Origin of the sequence: Pseudomonas sp. P867 (assembly GCF_019891455.1) — a bacterium.
Classification (GTDB): Bacteria; Pseudomonadota; Gammaproteobacteria; order Pseudomonadales; family Pseudomonadaceae; genus Aquipseudomonas; species Aquipseudomonas synxantha_A.
Map to the genome: position 1 here is coordinate 125,061 of NZ_JAFLXB010000009.1, position 24,765 is coordinate 149,825.

Consider the following 24,765-nt stretch of genomic DNA (forward strand, 5'->3'; position numbering starts at 1 on the left):
CGGCAGTTGAATAGTGAGAGGGTGCTTATGACGTGTTTGCCGAGTGATAAACAGTTTTCTTCCTGCATCTCGCTGGCTCATTTGCCTGCCGCGCAGCGGGTTTTATTTGAGCAATGGGGTTGTAGTCTCTCAACCCGAGCCACCTACGCCAACGTGCACCACGCCTTCGAAGCGCAAGCGAGGCTGGCACCCCAGGCGACCGCTGCGGTATGCGCGGGCCAACGTATCAGCTATGAACAACTCAACCGACAAGCCAATCGATTGGCTGAGCATCTGCTTGGGCAGGGTGTTAAGCGTGGGGACACGGTGGGATTGTTCGTCGAACGCTCGATTCCCATGCTGGTCGGGCTCCTGGCGGTGTTAAAGATTGGCGCCGCGTATGTCCCTCAGGACGCCAGAATCGTACCCACCCTGCAATTGGGCATGGTCCTCGAATCATTGACCAGCCCGGTGATTCTGACCTTATCGAGCCTGGTGGAGCGCATTCCGGCAGACGCGTCCCACCGCTGCCTCAATTTGGATACGTTCATTGCTCAAACGCCATGGCTGGCTGAAGACAATGATTGCGTGCGTGTCGGTGCTGGCCCGGATGATCTGTGCTTTGTACTGTTTACATCTGGAACCACAGGGCGCCCTAACGGCGTGTGTGTCAGCCACCGTAACGTATGCAACATTCTGCTCACTGAACCTGGGCGGATGGGGATGGCACCGGGTCGTACCGTAGGGCAGATTCTCAATATCGGCTTTGACATGGCGGCTTGGGAAATACTCGGTTGCCTGGCTCATGGTGCGACCTTGCTGATTCGCGGCAAAGACATCGCACAGACGGCCGCACAGTGCAATGTGTTGATCGCAACGCCTTCGATACTGGCCACCCTTGAGCCTCGACAGTGTCCCCACCTCAACGTCGTTGCGGTGGCTGGAGAAGCCTGCTCCCAGGCTCTGGCGGATCGGTGGGCCGAGCACTGTACGTTCTACAACGGCTGCGGTCCTACCGAGACGACCATCGTCAACACGCTGCACCGGCATGTACCAGGCACGCTACTGACTATTGGCCGGCCAACACCCAATAACACTGTCTATGTGCTCGATGAGCAGGGGCGTGCCTGTGCCTTGGGTGAAACGGGAGAGATGTGGGCCGGTGGCGCGGGTGTGACAGCAGGCTACCTGAACAATACGGCATTGACCCAGCAGCGATACCGTCCGGATCCCTTTCTCGGTGGCGACGCCATGATGTTCCGCACACGAGATTTGGGGCGCTGGGTGGGAGACGGCCAGCTCGAACACTTAGGGCGCGTGGATGACCAAGTGAAAGTCCGCGGCTTTCGTGTGGAGCTGGATGCGGTGTCGGCGGCTCTGGAGGCCGGCGCTGGATGCATGCGCGCCGTCACTTTGAAGCTGGACAGCCGCACGTTGGTGGCCTTTGTTTCGCCTGCCAGCACTGACATCGAGGCTTGCCAAACCGCGTGCCAACAGCGCCTGGCCTATTACTGCGTGCCTCAGTCCATCTACGCAGTGGAGCATTTTCCACTGACAGCGAGGGGCAAGATCGATAAGGCATTGTTACTGCAAACGGCCCGGGAGAATCAGTTGGCGGTGCTGGCGTTCGCGACCGGGGAGCCCGGCCATGATTGATACGCTGATCCGTACCGTTGTACCGCCCAAGCCGGCGCTTTGGCGTCGCTGGACGTCACTGCCGATGTTTTCCTGTTACAACCGCCTGGCAGCCGCCGCGCTGATGGGCAACCTGGTGTTTTTGCTGTTGGCTGTGGACCTGCACGCCATCCCGGTTCAGACGCTGTCGGACATGGTGCTGATCAACCTGTCGGTTGCCATTCTCGTTCGCCAGCAATACGTGATCAATGGGCTGTTCTGGCTGGCAACGCGAGTACCGTCTACATGGCCCTTACAGGTGCGGCGTAGCGCAGCCAAGGTGTACCACTTCGGTGGGCTGCACAGTGGCGCAGCCTTTGCGGCCACTGGGTGGTTTGCCGCCCTGGTTGGCGTGCAGGTTACGCGTTACCTGCAACAACCTGACAGTGTTTCGGTGACCGGGTTATGGGTCAGCGTTATGCTGCTCGGCTTATTGCTGCTCATAGTGGTCATGGCTCAACCACGTATTCGAGGCCGGTTCCACAATGGGTTTGAACGCGTTCATCGGTTTGGCGGTTGGAGTGCGTTGCTGTTGTTCTGGTGGCAAACGTTACTGACCACGTCGAGCCTGCTGCACAGCGTTACGTTTTGGATGCTGGCAGTGCTGACCCTGAGCGTCCTGCTGCCCTGGCTGCGGCTGCGCAAGGTGGCTGTTGAACACGCACGGCCTTCCGGGCATGCGGTGATTACGCGTTTGAGCCACACCACACCGTTCGCCGGTTCATCCACCGCGATCAGCCGCAACCCACTGCTGGAGTGGCATTCCTTTGCCAATATTCCCACGCCACACGAGGCGGGTTTCCGCCTGATAATTTCCCGCGCAGGGGATTGGACCGGGCGATTTATCGAGGACTTGCCGCGACATGTGTGGGTTAAGGGCATCACCACAGCGGGTGTTGCCAATGTAGAAACCCTGTTCAAGTCGGTGGTGTACATCGCCACTGGCAGCGGCATAGGGCCTGTCATGCCGCATCTGCTGGCGGCTCAGGTACCGATTCAGTTGATCTGGTCTGCCCGTAGCCCGAGGACGACCTATGGCGATGAACTGGTGGAGGAAATTCTGCGCGCCCAGCCTTGCGCATTGATCTGGGACACCGATGAGCGCGGCAAGCCAGACCTAGTGAAGTTGGCTTACGGTGCAGTGCAAGCCTTTGGTGCAGAAGCCGTGATCTGTATTGCCAACCAAACGGTGACCCAGCGTCTGGTGCAAGAGTTGGAAGCTCGGGGAATACCCGCCCATGGCGCGATCTGGGATTCCTGAGACAGCCCCAAGTGTGAACAACATCAATCAGTGGAGATGCCTATGAACGTGTTTGTGGAACGTCATGATCGAGTGGTCCTGGTCAAGCTCAACCGTCCTGAAGTCAAGAATGCGCTGAGTTCGGCGCTGATGACTGAGTTGATCAGTCATCTGGAAGCAATGGATCGAGACCCTCGGATTGGGTGTTTTGTCATTACCGGCACCGCAGAGTTCTTCGCGGCAGGGGCCGATATCAAAGAGATGAGCGGCAAGTCCTATCTGGACGTGCTCAACGAAGACTACTTCGTCGGTTGGGAGGGCTTCACCCGTTTGCGCACCCCGACGATTGCCGCAGTGGCGGGCTATGCGTTTGGCGGAGGCTGTGAGCTGGCGATGATGTGCGACATGATTTTCGCTGCTGATACCGCCACCTTTGCACAGCCGGAAATTAAGCTAGGCGTCATCCCGGGCATGGGCGCGACCCAGCGGTTGACCGGGCTGATCGGCAAGGCCAAGACCATGGACCTGGTGTTGACTGGCCGGTCAATGACCGCCACGGAAGCAGAGCAGGCGGGGTTGGTGTCGCGGGTTTACCCGGCTGCGAACTTGCTGGACGAGGTGATGGCGGTGGCGGCACAAATTGCCTCCTTCTCGCGAACGGCCATCCGTGCAGCGCGGCAGGCGGTGGAGCATTCTCTGGAGGTCGGGTTGCACGAAGGTGTGCGTCAAGAGCGAAGGTTGTTTCATGGACTGTTTGCCACGCCTGATCAGCAAGAAGGAATGCAGGCATTTCTTCACAAGCGGCAGGCCTTGTTTAATCAGCCCTAGCCGGCACTCGATCTGGCCACGTGTTGACTACAAAGAAACTACAGTGAAGGGGGAATAAGCCTACGTGGGATTCGTCTCATAACACTTTCCCCCTGCGGCCTCGGGCCCTGGAGCTTCTATGGTTGATCACTCTTTACCGCCGCGTCCGCCTCTTGGTACTACAAGTCTGCTCGTAAGGCTGGCGTGTATAGGGGGCGTGGTGGCAGTGTTGGTGGTTGCATTTGCCTACGTCAACGGCACCCTCGACCCACAGCGTCTGCGGCCAAAGACCTTGGTCAATGCCCTGGAAACCAATAACGGCGTACACCCGGGCTTTCGCCGCAATCATGCCAAAGGTGTGTGTGTGGCGGGTTACTTCGAGGCGAGCACAGAGGCGCGTGCTTACTCCAGCGCCCAGGTGTTCAGCGAGGCCAAGACCCCGGTGATTGGCCGGTTTGCCTTGCCCAGCGGCAATCCCTATGCACCGGACAGCAGTGTGCCGATTCGCAGTTTTGCCGTGCAATTCAGCCAGGCAAACGGCCAACAGTGGCGAACGGGAATGAACAGTATGCCGGTGTTTCCGGTGGGCACGCCCGAGGCGTTCTACCAGCTGCTCAAGGCGGGTGCGCCAGACCCGGCCACCGGCAAGCCGAACCCTGCGAACATGCCGGCGTTTTTTGCCGCACACCCGGAGACGGCGCCGTTCCTGGCCTGGGTCAAGACTGCCAAGCCATCGGCCAGTTATGCGACGCAAACCTACAACGGCATCAATGCGTTTTACCTGGTGGGCGAAGGTGGCAAGCGTCAGGCCGTGCGGTGGAGCGTGGTGCCGCAAAGCCAGGACGCGGCGGGTGATGCTGCGCCGTCGGGCAGTGACTTCCTGGAACAGGATTTGGTGCAGCGCCTGGCCGCCGGGCCTTTGCGTTGGCAGTTGAACATGACCCTGGCCAACCCCGGCGACCCCTTGGATGACGCGAGCAAGACCTGGACCGGCCCGCATACGCAGCTCAACGCCGGCACTCTGGTACTGCAAAGCAGCCAGCCGCAGGCAGACGGTGATTGCCGTGATATCAACTTTGACCCGCTGATTTTGCCCAGCGGTATCGAGGCCTCCAACGACCCGTTGCTGGCCGCACGCTCCGCCGCGTATGCCAGTTCGTATCTGCGCCGTGCGGGTGAAGTCAGCCCGTTGCACAGCACCCCTCAGGAGTCGAAGCCATGAATGCTCAACCGCGTTTTTTTGCACCGCTGGCGCGTCTGTTGCACTGGCTGATGGCGCTGATGATCATTGCCATGCTGTTTATCGGTGCGGGATTGGCGGCGTCGGTGTCGGAACGCCATGAATGGCTGATCCACCTGCACAAACCGCTGGGTATTGCGATCCTGGCCCTGGTGCTCGTGCGTTTGGCCGTGCGCTTTACCACCCGGCAACCGCCGCTGCCAGCCGATTTGCCGATGTGGCAAGTGCTGGCGGCCAAGGCTTCCCATGTGCTGCTGTATGCGTTGATGCTGGTGTTGCCGCTGCTGGGCTGGGCGATGATTTCGGCCGCCGGTGACCCGGTGATGCTCAGCAGTTCTGTGCAACTGCCAGCGCTGGTAGGGGCGAATGCGCCGTTGTTTGCGCTGTTGCGTAAGGCTCACGGCTACCTTGCCTATCTGTTGTTCCTGACAGTGCTTGTGCACTTGGCGGCGGCGCTGTTCCACGGGTTGATCCGCCGCGATGGGGTATTGCAGAGCATGACCGGCACCCGGGATTGATCGCTTCTGTGGCGAGCAAGCTCGCTCGCCACAAAAAGCTTGCCACAAGGGTTAACGCAAAAGCCCGACGATATCGGCGACGCTGCTCAATACGTCCTTGCCCAGCTGTTTCGATCGATCGCCCGACCAGCCGGTACGCGGGTTGGGCGCATCGTCGTTGTCCTTGAAGGGCATCTCCAGGGTCAGGGACAGGCAGTCGTACTTCTCACCGACTGCGTTGCAGGCCAGGGTCATGTTAGCTTCGCCCGGCAGGTCGCGGGTGTAGCCGTAGGTGGTTTGGAAGTCCCGGGTCAGATGGCTCAGGTGGTTGCGAAAGTGTTTTTCCAGGGCTTCGATGCGTGGGGTGTAGCCTGGATTGCCTTCGCAGCCGGCGGTGAAGATGTAGGGGATTTCTTCGTCGCCATGGATATCGAGGAACAGGTCCACGCCGTACTTTTCCATTTGCTGCTGCACAAACAGTACTTCCGGGCTGGTTTCCTGATTGGCGCTCTGCCAGGCGCGGTTCAGATCCTGGCCCATGGCGTTGGTACGCAGGTGACCGTGAAAAGCGCCATCGGGGTTCATGTTGGGCACCAGGTACAGGTCGGCCACTTTCAAGAGTTTTTTCAACTCCGCGTCACCGTCCTTTTGCAGGCGTTCAATCACGCCCTCCATAAACCATTCGGCCATGTGTTCGCCGGGGTGCTGTTGGGCAATGATCCACACCTTACGGCGACCTTCAGCCCCTTTGCCACGGCGCAACAGTTGTATATCGCGGCCCTCGACACTCTTGCCGGTGGCCAGCAGCTTGACGCCGGCGTACTTCAGGGCTTGTTCGATCAGCCAGTCGTGACGTTCACGGCTGTAGGGTTCGAAGTAGGCGAACCATACGTGCTTTTCGCGGGTCTGGAGCGTGATATGCAGGATCTCGCCATCAAAGCGCGTTGGCACCCGGAACCAGTTGATATGGTCATAGGATGCCACGGCATTGTAGCCGCTCCAGGCGTGTTTATAGGATGAGCCACCGGCGTTGCTCAATCGAAAAGTGTGGGTGTGCCCCACATGCATGCCTTCGGCCTTGAAGTGGAACCATTGAAAATGTTTGCTGCGGGTGTCGGGTTTGATTGCCAGTAACAACTGATAGGCATCGCTGGCATCCAGGACCTGGATATTGCCGCTGTCGAAGTCGGTGCTGATCTTGATTGAGGTCAAGGCCACGGTCATAGTCTGGTTGCCTGAATATGAGTGATGTGGCGGCTATATTACACAGAGGTCAGGTAAAACCTGGATGCAAAATTGTTGCACGGGGGGGGGCGTCATCCCTGACGCTGCGGCAGCTTAGGGGCTATGAGATTGATTCTCAAGCGCTATTTCGCAAAGATCCGGGCTAGAGCTGTCGTGTGGCTTTCTTTCGACGATGGTCTTTTGCTACCATGCGCGCCATCGAGCAACACACAGTCTTCATTAGCCTGAAGCCATGCCAGGGAAACTGGCAAAAAAAAGACCCGGCCAAAGAGCCGGGTCAAAAACCGTGATTAGCCTGATGAGGAGATATTCCAAGAGTCCGACCTAAGGTCCCTTGGTCTATCGACTGATCTCGCGATCAGCTGGGTCCAATAATAATCATTATCATTTGCAAGTCAAATGTTTTTATCCCTTGGATAGAAATATTTTTCTTTCGTGTCTGTTACGCGTTTGCCTGGGCCCCCGGCGCTTGCAACGAGCGCTCCACCATCGCCTTCGCCATATCGATCAAATACACCACGGAAAACGCCAGGTCGCGCTGATTGCCTTGATGGCTGCACGCTGATTCGTAGGCGGTTGCCGCAGCACTGCGCAGCAGGTCAGACGCGTGAACCAGAGCCTCCTCTTGGCTGACGCCCGGCTTGATCGCGAACAAGGCACCCTCCACGGCTGGTGCCGACATATCTTCTTTCAAGTAATAGTCCAGCGCGCGCTGGGCCGCGCCGCTGTGGCACATGTTCTGTAATTCAACCTGTTCGGGTATTTCGGGCAATGAAAGCGGGCTATTCGTCATAAGCGGCAGTACTCCGGTGGGTGTCGAAATCCTTAGGCTTGATGATAGTACGTATCGTATTTATGTCGTTTTATGGATTACTACAAACTGTTTATTGCCCCGAAAAATACGCACCGTATTGTCAGGCGCCATGGATAACTGGATAGCGTTGGTCAAAGCCAACATGAAAGACCGCAAGGTCACGCAGGAGCAACTGGCAGAGCGCCTGGGTATGTCCCAGGGCGGCGTCGGCCATTGGCTCAACAAGCGCCGAGTGCCGAGCCTTGCGGACATGAACCGGGTGCTGGCCGAGCTCGGGCTGGGCTACCTGGAGGTGGCGCTGGAGATTCGCGAACGGGCCGCGCAAGAGCCTGCGTTGCAACAGCACTACAACCCGTATTTTCGCTATCCGGTCAGCGACTGGCAGCAGGCGTGCGAGCTGCGCGAAGAGCGTGCACTCTATGGGCCTGGCCGCTACGAATTGACCGATTACCACGCGCGTGGCGAGGCGTTCTGGCTGCCTGTAATGGGCGACGCCATGACCGCGCCCACGGGCATGAGCATCGGTGCCGGGACGATGATCCTGGTGGACCCGGCCATCGATCCTGTACCCGGCAAACTGGTTGTCGCCCAATGGTCTGGCAGTTCCCAGGCCACTTTTCGCCAATTGCAGGAAGAGAGCGGCCAGCGCTATCTGGTGCCGCTCAATCCGACGTACCCCAAGGCGCTGCTCACCGACGACTGCCACATCCTTGGCGTCGTGGTGCAAGCCACCGCGAAGTTCTAGGCGGCGGTTTCAAGCTCCACCAGCGCGCTGCCTTCGGCAACCATTTCACCTTCCTGGCAGAACAGCGCCTTGACCACCCCGGCATGGGGCGCACGGATGCTGTGTTCCATCTTCATGGCTTCGAGTACCACCAGCTGTGTGCCAGCCTCAACGGTTTGGCCTACCTCTACCAGCACGCGAACGATGCTGCCGTTCATCGGTGCGCTGAGACCGCCCTGATGAGATTGGCCGGCCTCGACCGCCGCAATCGGGTCGAACAGCCTGACGGCATGCATCTCGCCATTCCAGCGCAGGTACAGGCTGCCTTCGTTGCGGACCGCCAGATGGGCACGGCGTACACCCTGGTGTTCGATCAGCAGCTGCTCGCCGCACAACTGCGACGTGTGCCCGGCCAATGTCACCAGCCGATCCTGCCCGTTGCAGCTCAGATGCAGCGACACTTCGGCGGGCAGGCCCGCACGAAAGCCCTGGTTATTGGCCCAAGGCCCATCACCTACCGGCAGGCTCTGCATAAACGCCGAACCTGCTGCCTGCCAGAATGCATCGCTCAACGCACCGGGCGCCGGTAACAGTTCATCCTGATAACGCGGGATAAACCCGGTGTCCAATTCGGCCGCCGCGAACGCGGGATGGCCGATGATGCGCCGCAGAAAACCCAGGTTGGTCTTGAGCCCACCCACCGCGAACTCATCGAGCATACTTAAAAGTCGCAGGCGTGCCTGTTCGCGGTCTTCACCCCAGGCAATCAGTTTGCCGAGCATCGGGTCGTAGAAGGGCGACACGCTGTCCCCTTGCTCGACACCGCTGTCTGCCCGACGGCCCGGGCCTGGGCTGGATTCGCGGTACAGCGCCAGGTGACCGGTGGCCGGCAGGAACTCGTTGGCCGGATCTTCGGCATACAGCCGCACTTCAATCGCATGACCGATCAAGGGTACCTGCTCCTGTGTGATCGGCAGCGCCTCGCCCTGGGCGACCCGGATCTGCCACGCCACCAGGTCCAGACCGGTAATCGCTTCGGTGACCGGATGCTCCACCTGCAGTCGCGTGTTCATCTCCATAAAGAAAAACTCGCCACGGGCATCCAGCAGAAACTCCACCGTACCGGCACCAACGTAGCCGATGGCCTGGGCCGCCCGCACGGCCGCTTCGCCCATGGCCTTGCGTTGCTCAACGCTGAGCCCTGGCGCCGGCGCTTCTTCGACAACCTTTTGATGGCGCCGCTGGATCGAGCAGTCGCGCTCATTGAGGTACAGGCAATGGCCATGCTGGTCGGCAAACACTTGAATCTCGACATGGCGCGGCTTGAGCAGGTACTTCTCCACCAGCATCTGCCCATTGCCGAAGGACGACAGCGCCTCGCGCTGGGCGGAGGCCAGGGCATCGGCCAATTGGCTGACATCCTCGACCACCTTCATGCCCTTGCCGCCGCCACCGGCCGTAGCCTTAAGCAATACCGGGTAGCCAATACGCTCACAGGCGGCGCGGAAGGTCTCCAGGTCCTGGGCCTCGCCGTGATAGCCCGGCACCAGGGGCACACCGGCGGTTTCCATCAATGCCTTGGCCGCCGATTTGCTGCCCATGGCGTCGATGGCGGCAGCGGGCGGGCCGAGGAAGATCAAGCCTGCCGCCTCGATGGCCCGGGCAAAGCCAGCGTTTTCCGAGAGGAAGCCGTAGCCGGGGTGAATCGCCTGGGCGCCACTGGCGTGGGCGGCGGCAATCAGTTTGTCGATTTGCAAGTAACTGTCGGTGGCTTTGCTGCCTCCCAGATCGACACGAATATCCGCCTCGCGGCTATGGCGCGCATCACGGTCGATGGCGCTGTGCACGGCCACGGTCGTCAGCCCCATGGCCTTGGCGGTGCGCATGACCCGGCAGGCAATCTCGCCACGGTTGGCTACCAGTACGGTGGTCAGTGTGCTCATGAGCGCGGCTCCTGGGCTTGCCAGCTCGGCGCACGTTTTTGCAGGAAGGCCCGCAACCCTTCCTGGCCCTCGGCGCTTACGCGAATGCGCGCAATGGCGTTTTCGCAATAACGTCGCAGCGCCGGGGTGAGGGCACCGTTGCCCACTTCACGCAGTAAATCCTTACTGGCGCGCATCGCCGCCGGACTGTTTTGCAGCAGGTTGGCCACCCACTGGTCCACCTGGTGATCCAGGCTCTCGGCCGGATAACTCTCTGCCAGCAAGCCGATCTCCTGCGCCCGCTGGCCGCCAAATCGCTCAGCCGTCAGAGCATAGCGGCGGGCCGCGCGTTGGCCGATGGCCTGCACCACGAATGGGCTGATCACTGCGGGCGCCAGGCCGATGCGCACTTCCGACAGGCAGAATTGCGCGTCATCGGCGCCGATGGCCATGTCGCAGCAACTGATCAACCCCAGCGCGCCACCATAGGCCGCACCTTGCACCACGGCCAGTGTGGGGATTTTCAGCTTGGACAGGTTGTACATCAGCTCCGCCAGTTCGCGAGCGTCGTCCAGGTTGGTGTGGTAGTCCAGCTCTGCCGACTGCTGCATCCAGGCCAGGTCGGCGCCGGCACTGAAATGCTTGCCGCGCCCGCGCAGTATCAGAAATCGCAGGGACGGGTCGGCTTGCACCCGGTCCAGGGCGATGATCAGTTCGCGGATCATTTCGGCATTGAACGCGTTGTTCTTGGCTTCACGACTGAGCCACAGCGTGGCAAAGCCACGGCTGTCGGTGATCAGTTCGAGGGTGTTGAAATCGTTCATGGGGTGCAGCTCCATTTACATGCGGAACACGCCGAAGCGGCTCGGCTCGATGCGGGCGTTCAGTGCGGCGGACAAGGCCAGGGCCAGCACGTCGCGGGTCTGCAACGGGTCGATGACACCGTCATCCCACAAGCGCGCGCTGGAGTAGTAGGGGTGGCCCTGGGTTTCATACTGGTCGAGGATCGGCTGCTTGATGGCGGCTTCCTCCTGCGCACTGAAACCGTTGCCTGCGCGCTCAGCCTGCTCGCGCTTGACTTGTACCAGCACCCCGGCGGCCTGTTCGGCGCCCATCACGCCAATGCGTGCGTTGGGCCACATCCACAAGAAGCGCGGGTCATAGGCGCGGCCGCACATCCCATAGTTACCGGCGCCAAAACTGCCACCGATGATCACGGTGAACTTCGGCACCCTGGCGCACGCCACCGCCGTAACCAGCTTGGCACCATGTTTGGCGATGCCGCCGGCTTCGTATTTCTGGCCGACCATAAAGCCTGTGATGTTTTGCAGGAACAGCAGGGGGATCCCACGCTGGCAAGCCAGTTCGATAAAGTGCGCGCCTTTCTGCGCGGCCTCGGCGAACAGGATGCCGTTGTTGGCCAGGATCGCAATCGGGTAGCCATGCAAGTGCGCAAAGCCGCAGACCAACGTTGTCCCGAACAACGCCTTGAACTCGTCGAACACCGAAGCGTCCACCAACCGCGCGATGACTTCGCGCACATCGAACGGCTGCTTGGCATCCGCCGGAATCACGCCGTACAGCTCTTCGCTGCTGTACAGCGGTGCCACGGGCGGGCGCTGCAGCAACTCACCTTGTTTGCGCCAATTGAGGTTGGCCACGCTGCGCCGGGCCAGCGCCAGGGCGTGTTCGTCGCTGTCGGCGTAGTGGTCGGCCACGCCGGAGATCTTGCAGTGCACATCGGCGCCGCCGAGGTCTTCGGCGCTGACCACCTCACCGGTGGCCGCCTTCACCAGCGGCGGGCCCGCAAGGAAAATGGTGGCTTGCTGGCGCACCATGATTGCTTCATCGGCCATCGCCGGCACATAGGCGCCGCCGGCGGTACATGAACCCATCACCACGGCGATCTGCGGGATGCCCTGGGCGCTCATGTTGGCCTGGTTGAAGAAGATCCGCCCGAAGTGTTCGCGGTCGGGGAATACCTCGTCCTGGCGTGGCAGGTTGGCGCCGCCGGAATCCACCAGGTAGATGCACGGCAGACGATTCTGCTCGGCGATGGTTTGGGCGCGCAGGTGCTTTTTCACTGTCAGTGGGTAGTAGGAACCGCCTTTGACCGTGGCATCGTTGGCGACGATCATGCACTCCACGCCTTCCACACGGCCGATTCCGGCAATCACGCCAGCCGCCGGTACGTCTTCGCCATACACCTGATGAGCCGCCAGTTGGCTGAGTTCAAGAAACGGCGAACCCGGGTCGAGCAAGCGATTGATGCGCTCCCGGGGCAGCAGCTTGCCGCGCGAGGTGTGGCGTTCCTGGGCCTTGGCACCGCCACCCTGTTGCACGTGGGCAAGCAGGGTATGCAGGGCGTCGACCTGTGCAAGCATCGCCGCGCTATTGGCGGCAAATTCCGCCGAGCGCGGGTTGAGTTGGGTATGCAGGGTGGCCATGACGCGCTCCTTCAGCGGGTTTCGTTGAACAGTTCGCGACCGATCAACATCCGCCGAATCTCACTAGTGCCAGCGCCGATTTCATACAGCTTGGCGTCACGCAACAGGCGCCCGGCGGGGAATTCGTTGATATAGCCGTTGCCGCCCAGGATCTGGATCGCATCCAGAGCCATCTGCGTGGCGCGCTCGGCGCTGTACAGGATCACACCGGCGGCATCCTTGCGCGTAGTCTCGCCGCGCTCGCAGGCTTGGGCCACGGCGTAGAGGTAGGCGCGGCTGGCGTTGAGCTGGGTGTACATGTCGGCAACCTTGCCCTGGATCAGCTGGAATTCGCCAATGCTCTGGCCGAACTGCTTGCGGTCGTGGATGTAGGGCACGATCAAATCCATGCACGCCTGCATGATCCCGGTAGGGCCGCCGGAGAGCACCACGCGCTCGTAATCCAGGCCGCTCATCAGTACTTTCACGCCGCCATTGAGCACGCCGAGGATGTTTTCTTCCGGTACTTGCACGTCATCAAAAAACAGCTCGCAGGTATTGGAGCCGCGCATGCCCAGCTTGTCGAACTTGTTGCTGCGACTGAAGCCTTTCCAGTCGCGCTCGACGATGAAGGCTGTGATGCCGTGGGGGCCTTTTTCCAGGTCGGTCTTGGCGTAGATCACATAGGTATTGGCGTCGGGGCCGTTGGTGATCCAGGTCTTGCTGCCGTTGAGTACGTAGTGGTCGCCGCGTTTGTCGGCGCGCAGTTTCATCGAGACCACATCGGAGCCGGCATTCGGCTCGCTCATGGCCAGGGCGCCGATGTGCTCGCCGCTGATCAGCTTGGGCAGGTACTTGAGTTTCTGTTCGTGGTTGCCGTTGCGATTGATCTGGTTGACGCACAGGTTGGAGTGCGCACCGTACGACAGCGCCACCGAGGCCGAGCCGCGGCTGATTTCTTCTATGCTCACTACATGGGCCAGGTAACCCAGGCCGGCACCGCCGTATTCTTCCGGCACGGTGATGCCCAGCAGGCCCATGTCCCCGAACTTGCGCCACAGGTCGGCGGGGAACAGGTTATCGATGTCGATCTGCGCCGCACGCGGTGCGACTTCCTTGGCCACAAAGGACTGCACCTGGTCGCGCAGCATGTCGATGGTTTCGCCGAGGGCGAAGTTCAGGGACGGGTAACTCATGGGCAGGCACCTTAATGTCAGCTTTGTTGTTGTGTGGATTGGGCGCAGGAGGAGGGCGCTCACCTTTACGTTAACGTAAGCTTGCGTTGCGGTGCTGTCAATCGTAGTTTACGTTTACGTCAACCTACAAAAAAGACAACAAGGGGTCGTTATGGATCAACCGAATCAGAGCTACAGCCGTGGCTCTCAGGACAAGCGCTTGCTGGCCATGACCATAGGCCAGGCATTCGATCAAACCGTCGCGCAGTATCCCGGTGGCGAAGCCTTGGTGGTTCGCCATCAGCAGCGGCGCTACACCTGGCGGCAACTGGCCGAGACGGTTGATCTGCATGCACGGGCGTTCCTCGCCTTGGGTATGCAGATCGGTGACCGCCTGGGTATCTGGGCACCCAATTGCGCCGAATGGCTGATCTGCCAAGTGGCAAGCGCTAAGCTCGGTGTGATCCTCGTCAATATCAACCCGGCCTATCGCAGCAGTGAGCTGGATTACGTGCTCAAGCAATCCGGCTGCCAATGGCTGGTGTGCGCCGGTTCGTTCAAGAGCTCCGATTACCACGCCATGCTCCAGGCATTGAAGCCGGAGCTGCGCGGCCTCATCAGTCTCGATCCCAGCCCGCCGCCTGAATTCATGCCTTGGTCGCAACTGTCGGCCCTGGGCGCCGGAGTTAGCCCCGAGCAACTGCAAAGCCGGCAGACCAGCCTGCACTTCGACCAACCCGTGAATATCCAATACACCTCCGGCACCACCGGTTTCCCCAAGGGTGCCACCCTCAGTCACCACAATATCCTCAATAACGGTTACATGGTCGGCGAAAGCCTGGGCTTGACCGCGCAGGACCGCCTGGTCATCCCGGTGCCGCTGTATCACTGCTTCGGCATGGTGATGGGTAACCTCGGTTGCATCACCCACGGCACCACCATGATCTATCCCAATGACGGTTTCGACCCGCTGCTGACATTGACTGCCGTCGCCGAAGAACGAGCCACCGGCCTGTATGGCGTGCCGACCATGTTTATCGCCATGCTTGATCACCCAGGCCGGGCCGGGTTCGACTTGGCCAGCCTGCGCACCGGTATCATGGCCGGGGCGACATGCCCGATCGAAGTCATGCGTCGGGTCATCAACGAACTGCACATGCGCGAAGTGCAAATTGCCTACGGCATGACCGAAACCAGCCCCGTGTCGCTGCAAACCGGGGCGGATGACGATATAGAACGGCGCGTCACCACGGTGGGCCGCACCCAACCGCAACTGGAGACCAAGATTGTCGATGATGCCGGCAACACCGTGGTGCGCGGCGTGATCGGTGAACTATGTACGCGCGGCTACAGCGTGATGCTCGGTTACTGGAACAACCCCGACGGCACCCGCGAGGCAATCGATGAGGCCGGCTGGATGCACACCGGCGACCTGGCAACCATGGACGAGCACGGCTACGTCTGCATTGCCGGGCGTAACAAGGACATGATTATTCGCGGGGGCGAGAACGTGTACCCGCGTGAGCTGGAAGAGTTTTTCTTCACCCACCCGGCAGTGGCCGATGTGCAGATCATCGGTATTCCGGATGAGCGTTACGGTGAAGAAATCGTCGCCTGGATCAAGTTTCATCCCGGCCATGTGGCCAACGAGCTGGAACTGTCGAGCTGGTGCAAGGACCGCATCGCCCACTTCAAGACGCCCAGGTACTTCAAGTTTGTGGACGAGTTTCCGATGACGGTGACGGGCAAGATCCAGAAATTTCGCATGCGCGAGATCAGCATTGAGGAGTTGGCGTCTGCCCGAGAATGAGCCGTGGGGCGCTTTGTAGCGCGGGCTAGCTGAATACCACCGTTTGAAGCGCGAACGATCGCACATTGATCGTTTGTTCCTTCAAATGGAGTTTGGTAAATGAGTGAGCTTGATCAACCTGGCAGCAGTCAATCAACGGCGGTGCAGAGCGTTCATGCACGGGTGATACAGGACCGGTTGCCGTCCTGGTACGGCGCCGCCGACCTTAAGCGCAAAAAGGAGTTTTCTGAAACGCAGTTCGCGATGCCCGAATGGTATAAAAACTTGTCGTCGGGGAAAAAGTTGAAGCTGAGTGATGCTTACATCCGCAGCTTTAATTCGCTGAATAGACTGGATCACAGTTTTAATGGGCTTAAAGGGGTTGTGGATTTTGCCGAACCACTTTTAGTGGCGGCCATGAAAGAAAAATTCGGTGGGCGTCACAATGTAAGGCAGCTATTTTTTGCCACTGAAAAGTTGATGCCGGCTGATCGCTCTAAAGTCTTTGGGCGAGAGGCATCATGTTATTGCTATTACGAAGGTGTTAGTCTGCTTGAGGCGGCATTAAAGAACTTTGCGATAGAAGATACCCTTGAGGTGGCCGATCAGAACGCCAGGCTTATCACTCAGTATGATTTTCATCGACAATCGCCCTCTTATACGTTCAATCATACACAAACGCTCGGCGGTAGAGTCTCGATACAACCTCATTTGTTTGCCAGCCTGTGCCGAGAATTGGATTTGGGTACGCAATACTTGAGGCATGTCGAGTCGTTTATCTGTCCCGAAGACACACCCAACTTTGCAGCGGGCACCGCCACCAAGACCATGCGTAATCGCATGTTGAATTCGGCCAGGTATCAGTTCCTGTTCGCCGCCGAGGTAGCGCTTGGGTGCGGGGATATTCAAGAAGACACCTACCAGGTGATGCGGAAAACAGCGGATAACCATCAGGAATTAAAGTGGCGAGAGAAAACACTCACTTATTCGGGACTTAAGTTGCTTGGGCAGCCCCTGGCGCAAATTGTTGTTATAGGTAATGTCAATGTGCAAGTTGCTCATCGCAGCCTGGTGTTCATGAATGAGCCTTGTGTGGTGTTCATTCCAGGAGATCCTGTTTGTATGTTGAAGGAATACTCGAGTTTGACAAGCTTCAAACTTGATTTGGTTGAGCGATTGTGCCTGGTAAGTTATCGAAGGTTTTTTAGTCAGTTCATACCCTACGAGCAACAAGGTGTATTTTTTACAAAGGTCAAGCGGCATCTTGATCCCTCCGGTAAATTTTCTGAACGTGAAGATTATGATTCTGACAAAAAGGATCTCAGGGGCGTCACCGCTTCTTATGGGGGGCGTTTTTCGGTGTTGTGGCGCGAACACGCTTGGCAAAAAGCCAATCTAATACTGAGGAATGCGCAAGCGATGGCCGTTTCCAATGATGCGGCGGATCAGCGTGCACGTAACGCCTGGTTGGTGAAAATGGGCAGCATGGCTTTGAATGTATTGAATGTTGCAGTTTTTATTTTCCCCGAGCTGGCTCCCGTGATGCTCGCAATTGGGGCAGCGCAAATGTTATGGGAAGTCGCATCGGGAATAGCGGCGTGGGACGAAGGGGATACAAAAGCGGCATGGGCCCACGTTTCGGCCATTGCCTTTAATGTAACTACGGCGGCGGTGGGGGCCAAGTTGTTTCCGCTGGTCAAGACGGCATTTGTTGAAAGCCTGGCCCACGTTCGTTGCCCCGATGGCAATATCCGTCTGTATTCTCCTGACCTGACGCCTTATCAGCGCCAGGTCACAATGCCTGATGGTCTCACGGCCAATGAAGACGGATTGTTTGAACATGAAGGGGGGTTATACCTGCGGGAAAAAAATAACACGCATTACTTGGTGGAGCGGATGGGTGCCAGCAATGACTTTAAAATCCTGCATCCGGACAACCCGGCGGCTTATACCCCAAAGGTAAGCCGTACGGGCGCCGGGGCGTGGGCACATGAGCACGAGAACCCGATGACATTGACCGGGCCGCAGTTGATGCAGCGGTTGGGCCCGATGGCAGAGCGTTTTGCCAATGAGCCTCTTAAGCTCGAACGCATAGTGCAAATGACTGCAACGGAAGTGGACACTCTACGTAAGATACATACAGACCAGGCAGCACTGCCCGCGCTACTGACCGATACCTTGAAGCGACTTGAAATGGATAATGTCGTGGCAGAGGAAGTTTCCACTGTCAGGGCCTCACAGAGAGCGGCGTATCAATCTGACCTTTTCAGCCAGCGCTACGCCGCCGCCGAGGGTGGAGAAAGCGCGACAGTAAGGTTTATCAAACGCTTATTCCCTTCTCTACCCTCGGCGGTTGTCGAGGAACTGTTGAACGGTGCCAACTCCTCCGAAATGCAAGCGCTCACCGAGCGCCAACGTATGCCGCAGAACTTGGCTGAAGAGGCCCGTCATTATCAGCAGCAGGTGCGTTTGGCGCGAACGTATGAAGGGTTATACCGAAAAACCCTGGCCAATGACGACACGCAACGCATGGTGCTGCACAGTCTGGATAAACTTCCTGGTTGGCCATCAGACCTGCGCATTGATGTTGTCGAACGGCTGCCGGGTGGAGAGCGCCTACTGGATTCGGTGGGGCCAGAGAATGCGGCGGTCAAGCGTCGTTTCATCAAGTTCGGTCCCAAGAACCTTTATGAGGTACAGGACGAAAAAATCGCGGTATTGAACCATCAGGCGGACATCTATGGGGCTGTACAGTCAGCAGTTTCGCCTGAGGATTGGAGGGCGATGAACCTGACGGCCTCTGATCGCGGCGCGAGTCTGAAACAGGCACTGGAGCAAATGCCGCTGATGCCTCGCGATGAACTGCGTGCGTTGCTGCGCATGCAGCCTGCCAAACCACGCTACAAACCGCCAATGCGCCTTGCCGATGGACGCTTTGGTTATCCATTGAGCCCGGTAGGCGGTGCGGGTCGTCGACCTTATGCATGTGAAAGGGCAGCGTTAGACCTTTATCCGTCAATGTCCATCGCGCAGGTGGATCAGATACTGGGGCTAGAGGGCGTCAACGATATTGAATTTATGGCAAAAATGGATTTGCTCAAAGACGAGTTCAAGCAACTCAATACAGACTTGGACGCCTGGCGGGCCGACGGTGATAGCCAGCAACGCAGGACCCGTGGCCGGGTCGTCGTTGCCATCAAAGATGCATGGCAGCGTCGGTCGCCGCAACAGGCCATGGCCGCCGAGCAAGAGCACATGGCGTACATCCTGCGCTTGGCTGATGAGCAACCCGGTGAGTTACCGGCGATTACGGCGAACATGGACCATGTGGACTGTTTGGATTTATCCAGAATGTACCTTTCGGATGCGTCCTTGCCCTTCTTGCGCGCATTCGGCGGTTTGCGCTGGTTGGATATCAGCTCTAGCAACTTCACGCAGCTGCCGGAGTTTGCCAACGGTGGAGCCGGTTTGACCTGGCTCGATATGAGCAGTAACGACATTCGGTTGACGAGGCATAGCCAGGCGCATCTCGAAGGCATGCAGCGTTTGACCGTACTTAACCTCTCCCATAACCGTCAGTTGGGATGGGCCGCCGATCTGAGCAACATGCGTGACTTGAACAGGCTGAATCTGGCGAATACCGGAACGACAACGTTCCCCAGAGGCGCCGAACGCCTGCATAACCTGAACCGGATCGATCTGCACACAAACGCGATTACTCAGCTGCCCGAGTACGCCGTTGAGAATCCGGACCGAATCAACGTGCATGAAAATCCTGTGTCGCAAGTAGTCCTTACCGATGACCACGTCACCCTGGCTGAGGCGCGCAGGTTGTGGCTGCACGATTCCCCCCCAGCCATGCAGGCCGGTCGCGGCGAAATGTGGGACCAGCTCAGTTCCAGCCCTGAGGCGGCGGCATTTTTTACCGTGGTGGCGGACACAACCCGTTGTGCAGAGTACAAATCCGGGGTTACCCGGCCGCAACTGGCGGAGCGCGTTTGGGACATGATTGGGGCCGTCCATGAGAACCAACACACTCGCGATGTATTGTTTAAATCAGCTGATGATCGCGTTACCTGTGGTGACGGGAGTGTGCTGGAGTTCATGAACATGGAAACTGATCTGCTGGTGGAAAAATCGCTTGAGAGGGTCGGAGAGCATGACGTTGAGGCGACCCTGATTGGCACCGCAGAGCGACTATTTCGCCTGAAGTTGGTAGATATCATCGCTGAGCGTGACGTCGAGTCGCGCGGGCCGGCCTTCACCGAGCAGGCCGAAGTCATCTTTGCTTATCGCTCCGGCTTGGCGCAGCGACTGGATTTGCCGATCAAATCCCTTGAAATGCTCCATCGCCCTATCGCGGGTGTGGCCCCGGAGACTCTTGATGCTGCCTATGTACAAGTGCTTGAGGGCGAAAAAAACATCAGTGAAAAAAGTCATTTTTTTGTGGACATGGAATTTTGGAGAAACCAACTTCGCGCCCAATACCCACAGGACCTCAGCACCCTGACGATGGCCGATTTTGAGGTAATAACCGAGAAGCAAGAGGCGTTGGAAAAGGTGGTAGATCTGCAGAACACACAGGATGACCTTGTAGAGCAGGATGCAAAGAAGGCTTGGCAGCTAGAGTACGAGACAGCGGTTAACAGAGTTGCCAGCCTGCTGGGTAAGAGCCGGGATCAAATTCTGGCCGATGGGGCAATGACCAGTGGTTTCTATAACCAGGAAATGAAACAACTGAGAGCGCAGCGACAAGCCAAGGAAACAGCTGCGCTGCGGGCTTTGACGGTTACTGTGCTTAACCAATTTTCGACGAAGAAGGTGGCGTCCGCCTAAGTCACATAAGTGCAAGCAGCACAAAGGGGACCCGAAGGTCCCCTTTAATTTGTCGTTGCGTGCTCTTTTCTTATTATTGAGGGGCGGCCTGTTGTTGTTTTTGGTAGCCGTGGCCCGTACCGCTATTTTTGGCGACCCCCATCCGGGGTCAAGAGCAAACGTATTTTTTTGAGCGCTGACCTGCTTCTTCGTAAACGATCCAACCAGTGGTAGCTACCTGAGGTAGTTTTATTTTTCTCTATCCGGTTGCGGGTTGCGGCATGCCGTACCCTGCGAAGCACATCTTCTCCAAAAAAATCTGTTAGCTGCGTCTCTGCCGTGTTGTTTTTGTTATGTCAGAGTCGTTTCGTCTTGTTTTTATTAGGTTTGGCGCTTTTTATTCTTGTTATGCCATAGAGATAGCAGGAGCCGTGCCAACTTTTTAAATTCGTTTAAAATCATGTATTTAGTATTTTTCTGGCAAATAGTTTTGCCTAGGCATGACGAATTCTGTTCCCGCGTTACCCGTTGTGCAGGTGTGCGGTAACACATTGTCACAGCTGTGCTACTCAACTGGCGTTACGCACCTTCGCAACACGGGACCCGCTAGGTCGACCAAGGACGTGGCTGATCTGCCGGCCTGCGCCAATCAAGCGTTCCAGGTCGATCCCCGTTTCGATCCCCAAACCGTTGAGCAGGTACAACACGTCTTCGGTGGCCACGTTACCGCTGGCGCCCTTGGCGTAAGGGCAGCCGCCGAGGCCCGCGATAGAGCTGTCGAATACATTTATGCCTTCCAGCAGGCTGGCATAGATATTGGCGATGGCCTGGCCGTAGGTGTCATGGAAATGCCCGGCCAGCTTGTCCCTTGGCACTTGCGCCCCGACCACTTCGAACAGGCGCCGAGTTGCGCCCGCGGTGCCCGTGCCGATGGTGTCACCCAGGGACACTTCATAGCAGCCCATGGCGTACAGCTCACGGGCGACCGCGGCCACTTGCTCCGGGGCGATATCGCCTTCGTAAGGGCAGCCCAACACACACGACACATACCCGCGCACGCTGATGCCGTGCTGTTTGGCCGCGGCCATGATCGGCGCGAATCGCTCCAGGCTTTCGCTGATGGAGCAGTTGATATTGCGCTGGGAAAAAGCCTCGGACGCCGCGGCAAACACCGCAACTTCCTTGACCCCGGCCGCCAGCGCATCTTCAAACCCGCGCAGGTTCGGCGCCAGTGCACCGTAGGTCACGCCGGGCTTGCGCTGGATCTGCGCGAATACTTCAGCCGAACCGGCCATCTGCGGCACCCATTTTGGCGAGACAAAACTGCCGACTTCGATATAGCTCAAGCCGGCTTCGCTCAACGCGTCTACCAACTGGACTTTGTCCGCCACGCTGATGGGCTGGGCTTCGTTCTGCAAACCGTCGCGTGGGCCGACTTCCACCAGGCGCACGTAAGAGGGGAGGGACATGGCAGTTACCTTCTGGTTAATGGCCGGCTTGGCTCATGGTGTGCGCAAGGGCCTGGGTGCAACGCTCTTCGGCGGTGTCCAGTTCCAGCTTCATTTGTTCGATATCCAGCAGTTGCTGTTCCAACTGTTCGCGGCGTTCGGCGATCTTCGCCAACATGCTGTTGAGCTGGATCTGGTTGCCGCCGCTGGGGTCGTAGAGTTCGATCAGTTCGCGGCATTCGGCCAGGGAAAAGCCGATGCGCTTGCCCCGCAGGATCAGCTTGAGGCTGACTTTGTCCCGCGCCGAGTAGATACGCTCCTGGCCCCGACGTTCCGGGGCCAGTAGGCCTTGTTCTTCATAGAAGCGAATGGCGCGGGTGGTGATGTCGAGCTCGCGGGCGAGGTCGGAGATGCTGTAGGTGGTGCTCATAGCGATGCTCAAGAAAGGCTTGGCGCTAAGCTAATTGCAGGTTGACGTGAACGTCAAGGGGCGCTGCGCGTGCCATCGGGGGCAAGCCCCCTCCCACAATGGGTATTCTTGAACCTTAGGATTGCTGTTTGTCGAGCTTCTTTTCGTGGGCGGTGACTTGCTGGCACAACTCGATCATCTGCTCACGCATCCAGCGGTTTGCCGGGTCCTGGTCGGTGCTTTCATGCCAGTACAGGTGGGTTTCCACCGGGGGCACGTCGTTGACCGGCAGGTTGAACCAGTGCAGTTCATGGCGACGAGCGAAGCGTTCGGGCACGGTCATGACCATGTCGGTCTGCTGCAACACTTGCGAAGCCATCAGGTAGTGCTGCGAGCGCAGGGCGATCTTGCGCTGGATGCCCATTTTGCCCAGCGCCAGGTCCACATGGCCCAAGCCATTGCGACGGCTGGAGATATGGATGTGGGTCAATGACAGGTAGTCATCCAGGCTGAATTTGTCCTTGCCTGCCATGGGGTGACCCTTGCGCATGGCGCACACGTAGCGGTCTTCCATCAATTTGACATGGCGCACCTGCGGGTCGGTGTTGAGCGGCGCATCCACGGCAAAATCCAGGCGCCCGGCGGCCAGTTCCTTGGTGGTCTCACGGCGCTTGGACAGGAAACTCTCGATCACCACGGTCGGCGCCAGGCGGCGCAGGCGCTGGAACAATAACGGCAGAATCACCGCTTCAGTGAGGTCGGTCATGCTGATGCGGTAGGTCTTGGCGGCCTGCTGGGGATTGAAAATCCGGCTTTCCTGCACCGACACGCGCAGCAACGACAGCGCATTGCGCACCGGGCCGATGATGTTCTGCGCCATCGGTGTGGGCACCATGCCTTGGGCGGTGCGCACAAACAGCGGGTCGTTGAAGGTTTCGCGCAGACGTGCCAGGGCGTTGGACACTGCCGGCTGGGTGATGCCGACGATCTGCCCGGCGCGGGTCAGGTTGGCTTCGGTATAGATCGCATCAAAGACGATGAAGAGGTTGAGGTCGACCTTGCTCAAATTCATTTCGTTGCGCTCTTATTGTGAGTGTCCATGCGCCGATCATATATCGGTGATGAATGTTAATACACGCCGAGAATAGGCTAGGTAAATTATCAGCGCTGTTCTAGCATCGAATACATGACCTAAACAACCTCTCAAAGAAGGGAGCTGCTCATGGATTTCGCCTATTCGCCCAAGGTTCAGGAACTGCGTGAGCGCGTCACTGCGTTCATGGACGCATACGTCTATCCGGCCGAGCCGGTGTTTGAGCGCCAAGTCAGCGAAGGTGATCGCTGGCAGCCCACGGCCATCATGGAAGAGCTCAAGGCCAAGGCTAAAGCGGAGGGCTTGTGGAACCTGTTCCTGCCGGAATCCGAGCTGGGCGCTGGCTTGACTAACCTTGAGTACGCGCCGCTCGCGGAAATCATGGGGCGTTCGTTATTGGGCCCGGAGCCGTTCAACTGCTCCGCTCCCGACACCGGCAATATGGAAGTGCTGGTGCGCTACGCCAACGAAGAGCAGAAACAACGCTGGCTTGAACCACTGTTGCGGGGAGAGATTCGCTCCGCCTTCGCCATGACCGAGCCCGATGTCGCTTCTTCGGATGCCACCAACATGGCCGCCCGCGCCGAACGCCAGGGCGATGAGTGGGTGATCAACGGCAAGAAATGGTGGACCTCCGGCGCCTGTGACCCGCGTTGCAAAATCCTGATCTTCATGGGCTTGAGCAACCCGGATGCGCCGCGCCATCAGCAGCACTCGATGATTCTGGTGCCGGTAGACACCCCCGGCGTGAAAATCGTGCGCCCGTTGCCGGTGTTCGGATACGACGATGCCCCCCATGGCCACGCCGAGGTGCTGTTCGACAACGTGCGCGTGCCGTATGAGAACGTCTTGCTGGGGGAAGGTCGTGGTTTCGAAATCGCCCAGGGCCGCCTTGGCCCGGGCCGTATCCACCACTGCATGCGCTCCATCGGCATGGCTGAGCGTGCCCTGGAATTGATGTGCAAACGCTCGGTGAGCCGCACCGCGTTCGGCAAGCCGCTGGCCCGTCTGGGCGGCAATATCGACAAGATTGCCGACTCACGCATGGAAATCGACATGGCGCGCCTGCTGACCCTGAAAGCGGCGTACATGATGGACACCGTGGGCAATAAAGTGGCGAAAAGCGAAATCGCCCAGATCAAGGTGGTGGCGCCGAATGTGGCCTTGAAGGTGATCGACCGTGCGATCCAGATCCATGGCGGCGCCGGGGTTTCCAATGATTTCCCGCTGGCCTATATGTACGCCATGCAACGTACCCTGCGCCTGGCGGATGGCCCGGACGAAGTGCACCGCGCGGCGATCGGCAAGTTCGAGATTGGCAAGTATGTGCCGCGTGAGTTGATGCGCGGCGGGCAGTAACACCGCGTCACCTCTATCGGGAGCAAGCCCCCTCCCACATTTTGACGGTATTCACAAATCCAAGTGTGGGAGGGGGCTTGCCCCCGATGAGGCCAGTCCAAGCACCTCA

Annotated in this window: 18 protein-coding genes; 9 read left to right on the forward strand and 9 right to left on the reverse strand. The window is 58.7% G+C overall.

Annotated elements, in window-relative coordinates:
- The first annotated feature begins 27 nt into the window (after positions 1–27).
- The 5 genes from J1G33_RS17695 (at position 28) to J1G33_RS17715 (ending at position 5,458) form a co-directional block, all read left to right on the forward strand.
- Entirely contained in the window at positions 28–1,635 is a 1,608-nt protein-coding gene (locus tag J1G33_RS17695; RefSeq protein ID WP_223018480.1) for an amino acid adenylation domain-containing protein, read from the forward strand.
- On the forward strand, positions 1,628–2,914 hold the full coding sequence (locus tag J1G33_RS17700; protein WP_223018481.1) for a hypothetical protein: 1,287 nt from the start codon (positions 1,628–1,630) through the stop codon (positions 2,912–2,914). Before J1G33_RS17695 ends, J1G33_RS17700 begins: the two co-directional genes overlap by 8 nt.
- Positions 2,915–2,956: 42 nt before the next feature.
- Positions 2,957–3,721 carry an enoyl-CoA hydratase-related protein gene (locus J1G33_RS17705; protein ID WP_223018482.1) on the forward strand — a complete coding sequence of 255 codons (765 nt, stop codon included), beginning with the start codon at positions 2,957–2,959 and terminating at the stop codon, positions 3,719–3,721.
- A 118-nt stretch (positions 3,722–3,839) separates the two neighbouring features.
- Complete coding sequence (locus J1G33_RS17710; RefSeq protein ID WP_216091731.1) at positions 3,840–4,922, forward strand: catalase family peroxidase; 1,083 nt, start codon at positions 3,840–3,842, stop codon at positions 4,920–4,922.
- Positions 4,919–5,458: a cytochrome b gene (locus J1G33_RS17715; RefSeq protein WP_078821698.1), complete on the forward strand. Its 540-nt coding sequence runs from the start codon at positions 4,919–4,921 to the stop codon at positions 5,456–5,458. Before J1G33_RS17710 ends, J1G33_RS17715 begins: the two co-directional genes overlap by 4 nt.
- A 51-nt stretch (positions 5,459–5,509) precedes the next feature.
- On the opposite strand, the gene J1G33_RS17720 is transcribed toward J1G33_RS17715, so the two are convergent.
- Both J1G33_RS17720 and J1G33_RS17725 read right to left on the reverse strand, forming a co-directional pair.
- Positions 5,510–6,661 (reverse strand): M14-type cytosolic carboxypeptidase, encoded by a 1,152-nt coding sequence (locus J1G33_RS17720; RefSeq protein WP_005789223.1) that lies wholly within the window; start codon positions 6,659–6,661, stop codon positions 5,510–5,512.
- A gap of 463 nt (positions 6,662–7,124) precedes the next feature.
- Positions 7,125–7,475 carry a DUF3077 domain-containing protein gene (locus J1G33_RS17725; protein WP_177464476.1) on the reverse strand — a complete coding sequence of 117 codons (351 nt, stop codon included), beginning with the start codon at positions 7,473–7,475 and terminating at the stop codon, positions 7,125–7,127.
- Positions 7,476–7,605: 130 nt separating this feature from the next.
- On the opposite strand from J1G33_RS17725, the gene J1G33_RS17730 reads away from it, so the two are divergent.
- Positions 7,606–8,241, forward strand: coding sequence for a S24 family peptidase (locus J1G33_RS17730; protein ID WP_032880563.1), 636 nt, complete (start codon positions 7,606–7,608; stop codon positions 8,239–8,241).
- On the opposite strand, the gene J1G33_RS17735 is transcribed toward J1G33_RS17730, so the two are convergent.
- From J1G33_RS17735 to J1G33_RS17750, 4 genes are read right to left on the reverse strand one after another with little or no spacing between them, the layout of a single operon-like run.
- Positions 8,238–10,163, reverse strand: a complete 1,926-nt coding sequence (locus J1G33_RS17735; RefSeq protein ID WP_223018483.1) for an acetyl/propionyl/methylcrotonyl-CoA carboxylase subunit alpha — start codon at positions 10,161–10,163, stop codon at positions 8,238–8,240. The two genes, J1G33_RS17730 and J1G33_RS17735, sit on opposite strands and share 4 nt — an antisense overlap.
- Positions 10,160–10,966: a gamma-carboxygeranoyl-CoA hydratase gene (locus J1G33_RS17740; protein WP_032880565.1), complete on the reverse strand. Its 807-nt coding sequence runs from the start codon at positions 10,964–10,966 to the stop codon at positions 10,160–10,162. Before J1G33_RS17740 ends, J1G33_RS17735 begins: the two co-directional genes overlap by 4 nt.
- Positions 10,967–10,981: 15 nt before the next feature.
- Positions 10,982–12,589, reverse strand: a complete 1,608-nt coding sequence (locus J1G33_RS17745; protein ID WP_005789214.1) for a carboxyl transferase domain-containing protein — start codon at positions 12,587–12,589, stop codon at positions 10,982–10,984.
- 11 nt (positions 12,590–12,600) lie between these two features.
- A complete protein-coding gene (locus J1G33_RS17750; RefSeq protein ID WP_223018484.1) occupies positions 12,601–13,764 on the reverse strand; it encodes an isovaleryl-CoA dehydrogenase in 1,164 nt (387 codons plus the stop codon).
- A 151-nt stretch (positions 13,765–13,915) separates the two neighbouring features.
- Here J1G33_RS17750 and J1G33_RS17755 point away from each other — a divergent pair, with 151 nt between their 5' ends.
- Positions 13,916–15,553, forward strand: a complete 1,638-nt coding sequence (locus J1G33_RS17755) for an AMP-binding protein (protein ID WP_223018485.1) — start codon at positions 13,916–13,918, stop codon at positions 15,551–15,553.
- A gap of 99 nt (positions 15,554–15,652) precedes the next feature.
- On the forward strand, positions 15,653–20,368 hold the full coding sequence (locus J1G33_RS17760; RefSeq protein WP_262416858.1) for a DUF6543 domain-containing protein: 4,716 nt from the start codon (positions 15,653–15,655) through the stop codon (positions 20,366–20,368).
- 548 nt (positions 20,369–20,916) lie between these two features.
- On the opposite strand, the gene J1G33_RS17765 is transcribed toward J1G33_RS17760, so the two are convergent.
- The 3 genes from J1G33_RS17765 to J1G33_RS17775 form a co-directional block, all read right to left on the reverse strand.
- Positions 20,917–21,816 (reverse strand): hydroxymethylglutaryl-CoA lyase, encoded by a 900-nt coding sequence (locus J1G33_RS17765; RefSeq protein WP_005789205.1) that lies wholly within the window; start codon positions 21,814–21,816, stop codon positions 20,917–20,919.
- Positions 21,817–21,832: 16 nt separating this feature from the next.
- On the reverse strand, positions 21,833–22,225 hold the full coding sequence (locus J1G33_RS17770) for a MerR family DNA-binding transcriptional regulator (protein ID WP_005789203.1): 393 nt from the start codon (positions 22,223–22,225) through the stop codon (positions 21,833–21,835).
- Positions 22,226–22,340: 115 nt separating this feature from the next.
- Entirely contained in the window at positions 22,341–23,276 is a 936-nt protein-coding gene (locus J1G33_RS17775) for a LysR family transcriptional regulator (protein WP_032880570.1), read from the reverse strand.
- A gap of 150 nt (positions 23,277–23,426) precedes the next feature.
- On the opposite strand from J1G33_RS17775, the gene J1G33_RS17780 reads away from it, so the two are divergent.
- A complete protein-coding gene (locus J1G33_RS17780; protein ID WP_103734472.1) occupies positions 23,427–24,656 on the forward strand; it encodes an acyl-CoA dehydrogenase in 1,230 nt (409 codons plus the stop codon).
- Positions 24,657–24,765 lie beyond the last annotated feature (109 nt).

What these genes read in the sequence shown, in the direction of transcription:
- J1G33_RS17765 (WP_005789205.1), bottom strand. Translation starts at nt 21,816, where the DNA reads ATGTCCCTCCCCTCTTACGTGCGCCTGGTGGAAGTCGGCCCACGCGAC.
- J1G33_RS17780 (WP_103734472.1), top strand. Translation starts at nt 23,427, where the DNA reads ATGGATTTCGCCTATTCGCCCAAGGTTCAGGAACTGCGTGAGCGCGTC.
- J1G33_RS17735 (WP_223018483.1), bottom strand. Translation starts at nt 10,163, where the DNA reads ATGAGCACACTGACCACCGTACTGGTAGCCAACCGTGGCGAGATTGCC.
- J1G33_RS17760 (WP_262416858.1), top strand. Translation starts at nt 15,653, where the DNA reads ATGAGTGAGCTTGATCAACCTGGCAGCAGTCAATCAACGGCGGTGCAG.
- J1G33_RS17745 (WP_005789214.1), bottom strand. Translation starts at nt 12,589, where the DNA reads ATGGCCACCCTGCATACCCAACTCAACCCGCGCTCGGCGGAATTTGCC.
- J1G33_RS17705 (WP_223018482.1), top strand. Translation starts at nt 2,957, where the DNA reads ATGAACGTGTTTGTGGAACGTCATGATCGAGTGGTCCTGGTCAAGCTC.
- J1G33_RS17755 (WP_223018485.1), top strand. Translation starts at nt 13,916, where the DNA reads ATGGATCAACCGAATCAGAGCTACAGCCGTGGCTCTCAGGACAAGCGC.
- J1G33_RS17695 (WP_223018480.1), top strand. Translation starts at nt 28, where the DNA reads ATGACGTGTTTGCCGAGTGATAAACAGTTTTCTTCCTGCATCTCGCTG.
- J1G33_RS17725 (WP_177464476.1), bottom strand. Translation starts at nt 7,475, where the DNA reads ATGACGAATAGCCCGCTTTCATTGCCCGAAATACCCGAACAGGTTGAA.
- J1G33_RS17710 (WP_216091731.1), top strand. Translation starts at nt 3,840, where the DNA reads ATGGTTGATCACTCTTTACCGCCGCGTCCGCCTCTTGGTACTACAAGT.
- J1G33_RS17770 (WP_005789203.1), bottom strand. Translation starts at nt 22,225, where the DNA reads ATGAGCACCACCTACAGCATCTCCGACCTCGCCCGCGAGCTCGACATC.
- J1G33_RS17775 (WP_032880570.1), bottom strand. Translation starts at nt 23,276, where the DNA reads ATGAATTTGAGCAAGGTCGACCTCAACCTCTTCATCGTCTTTGATGCG.
- J1G33_RS17730 (WP_032880563.1), top strand. Translation starts at nt 7,606, where the DNA reads ATGGATAACTGGATAGCGTTGGTCAAAGCCAACATGAAAGACCGCAAG.
- J1G33_RS17700 (WP_223018481.1), top strand. Translation starts at nt 1,628, where the DNA reads ATGATTGATACGCTGATCCGTACCGTTGTACCGCCCAAGCCGGCGCTT.
- J1G33_RS17720 (WP_005789223.1), bottom strand. Translation starts at nt 6,661, where the DNA reads ATGACCGTGGCCTTGACCTCAATCAAGATCAGCACCGACTTCGACAGC.
- J1G33_RS17715 (WP_078821698.1), top strand. Translation starts at nt 4,919, where the DNA reads ATGAATGCTCAACCGCGTTTTTTTGCACCGCTGGCGCGTCTGTTGCAC.
- J1G33_RS17750 (WP_223018484.1), bottom strand. Translation starts at nt 13,764, where the DNA reads ATGAGTTACCCGTCCCTGAACTTCGCCCTCGGCGAAACCATCGACATG.
- J1G33_RS17740 (WP_032880565.1), bottom strand. Translation starts at nt 10,966, where the DNA reads ATGAACGATTTCAACACCCTCGAACTGATCACCGACAGCCGTGGCTTT.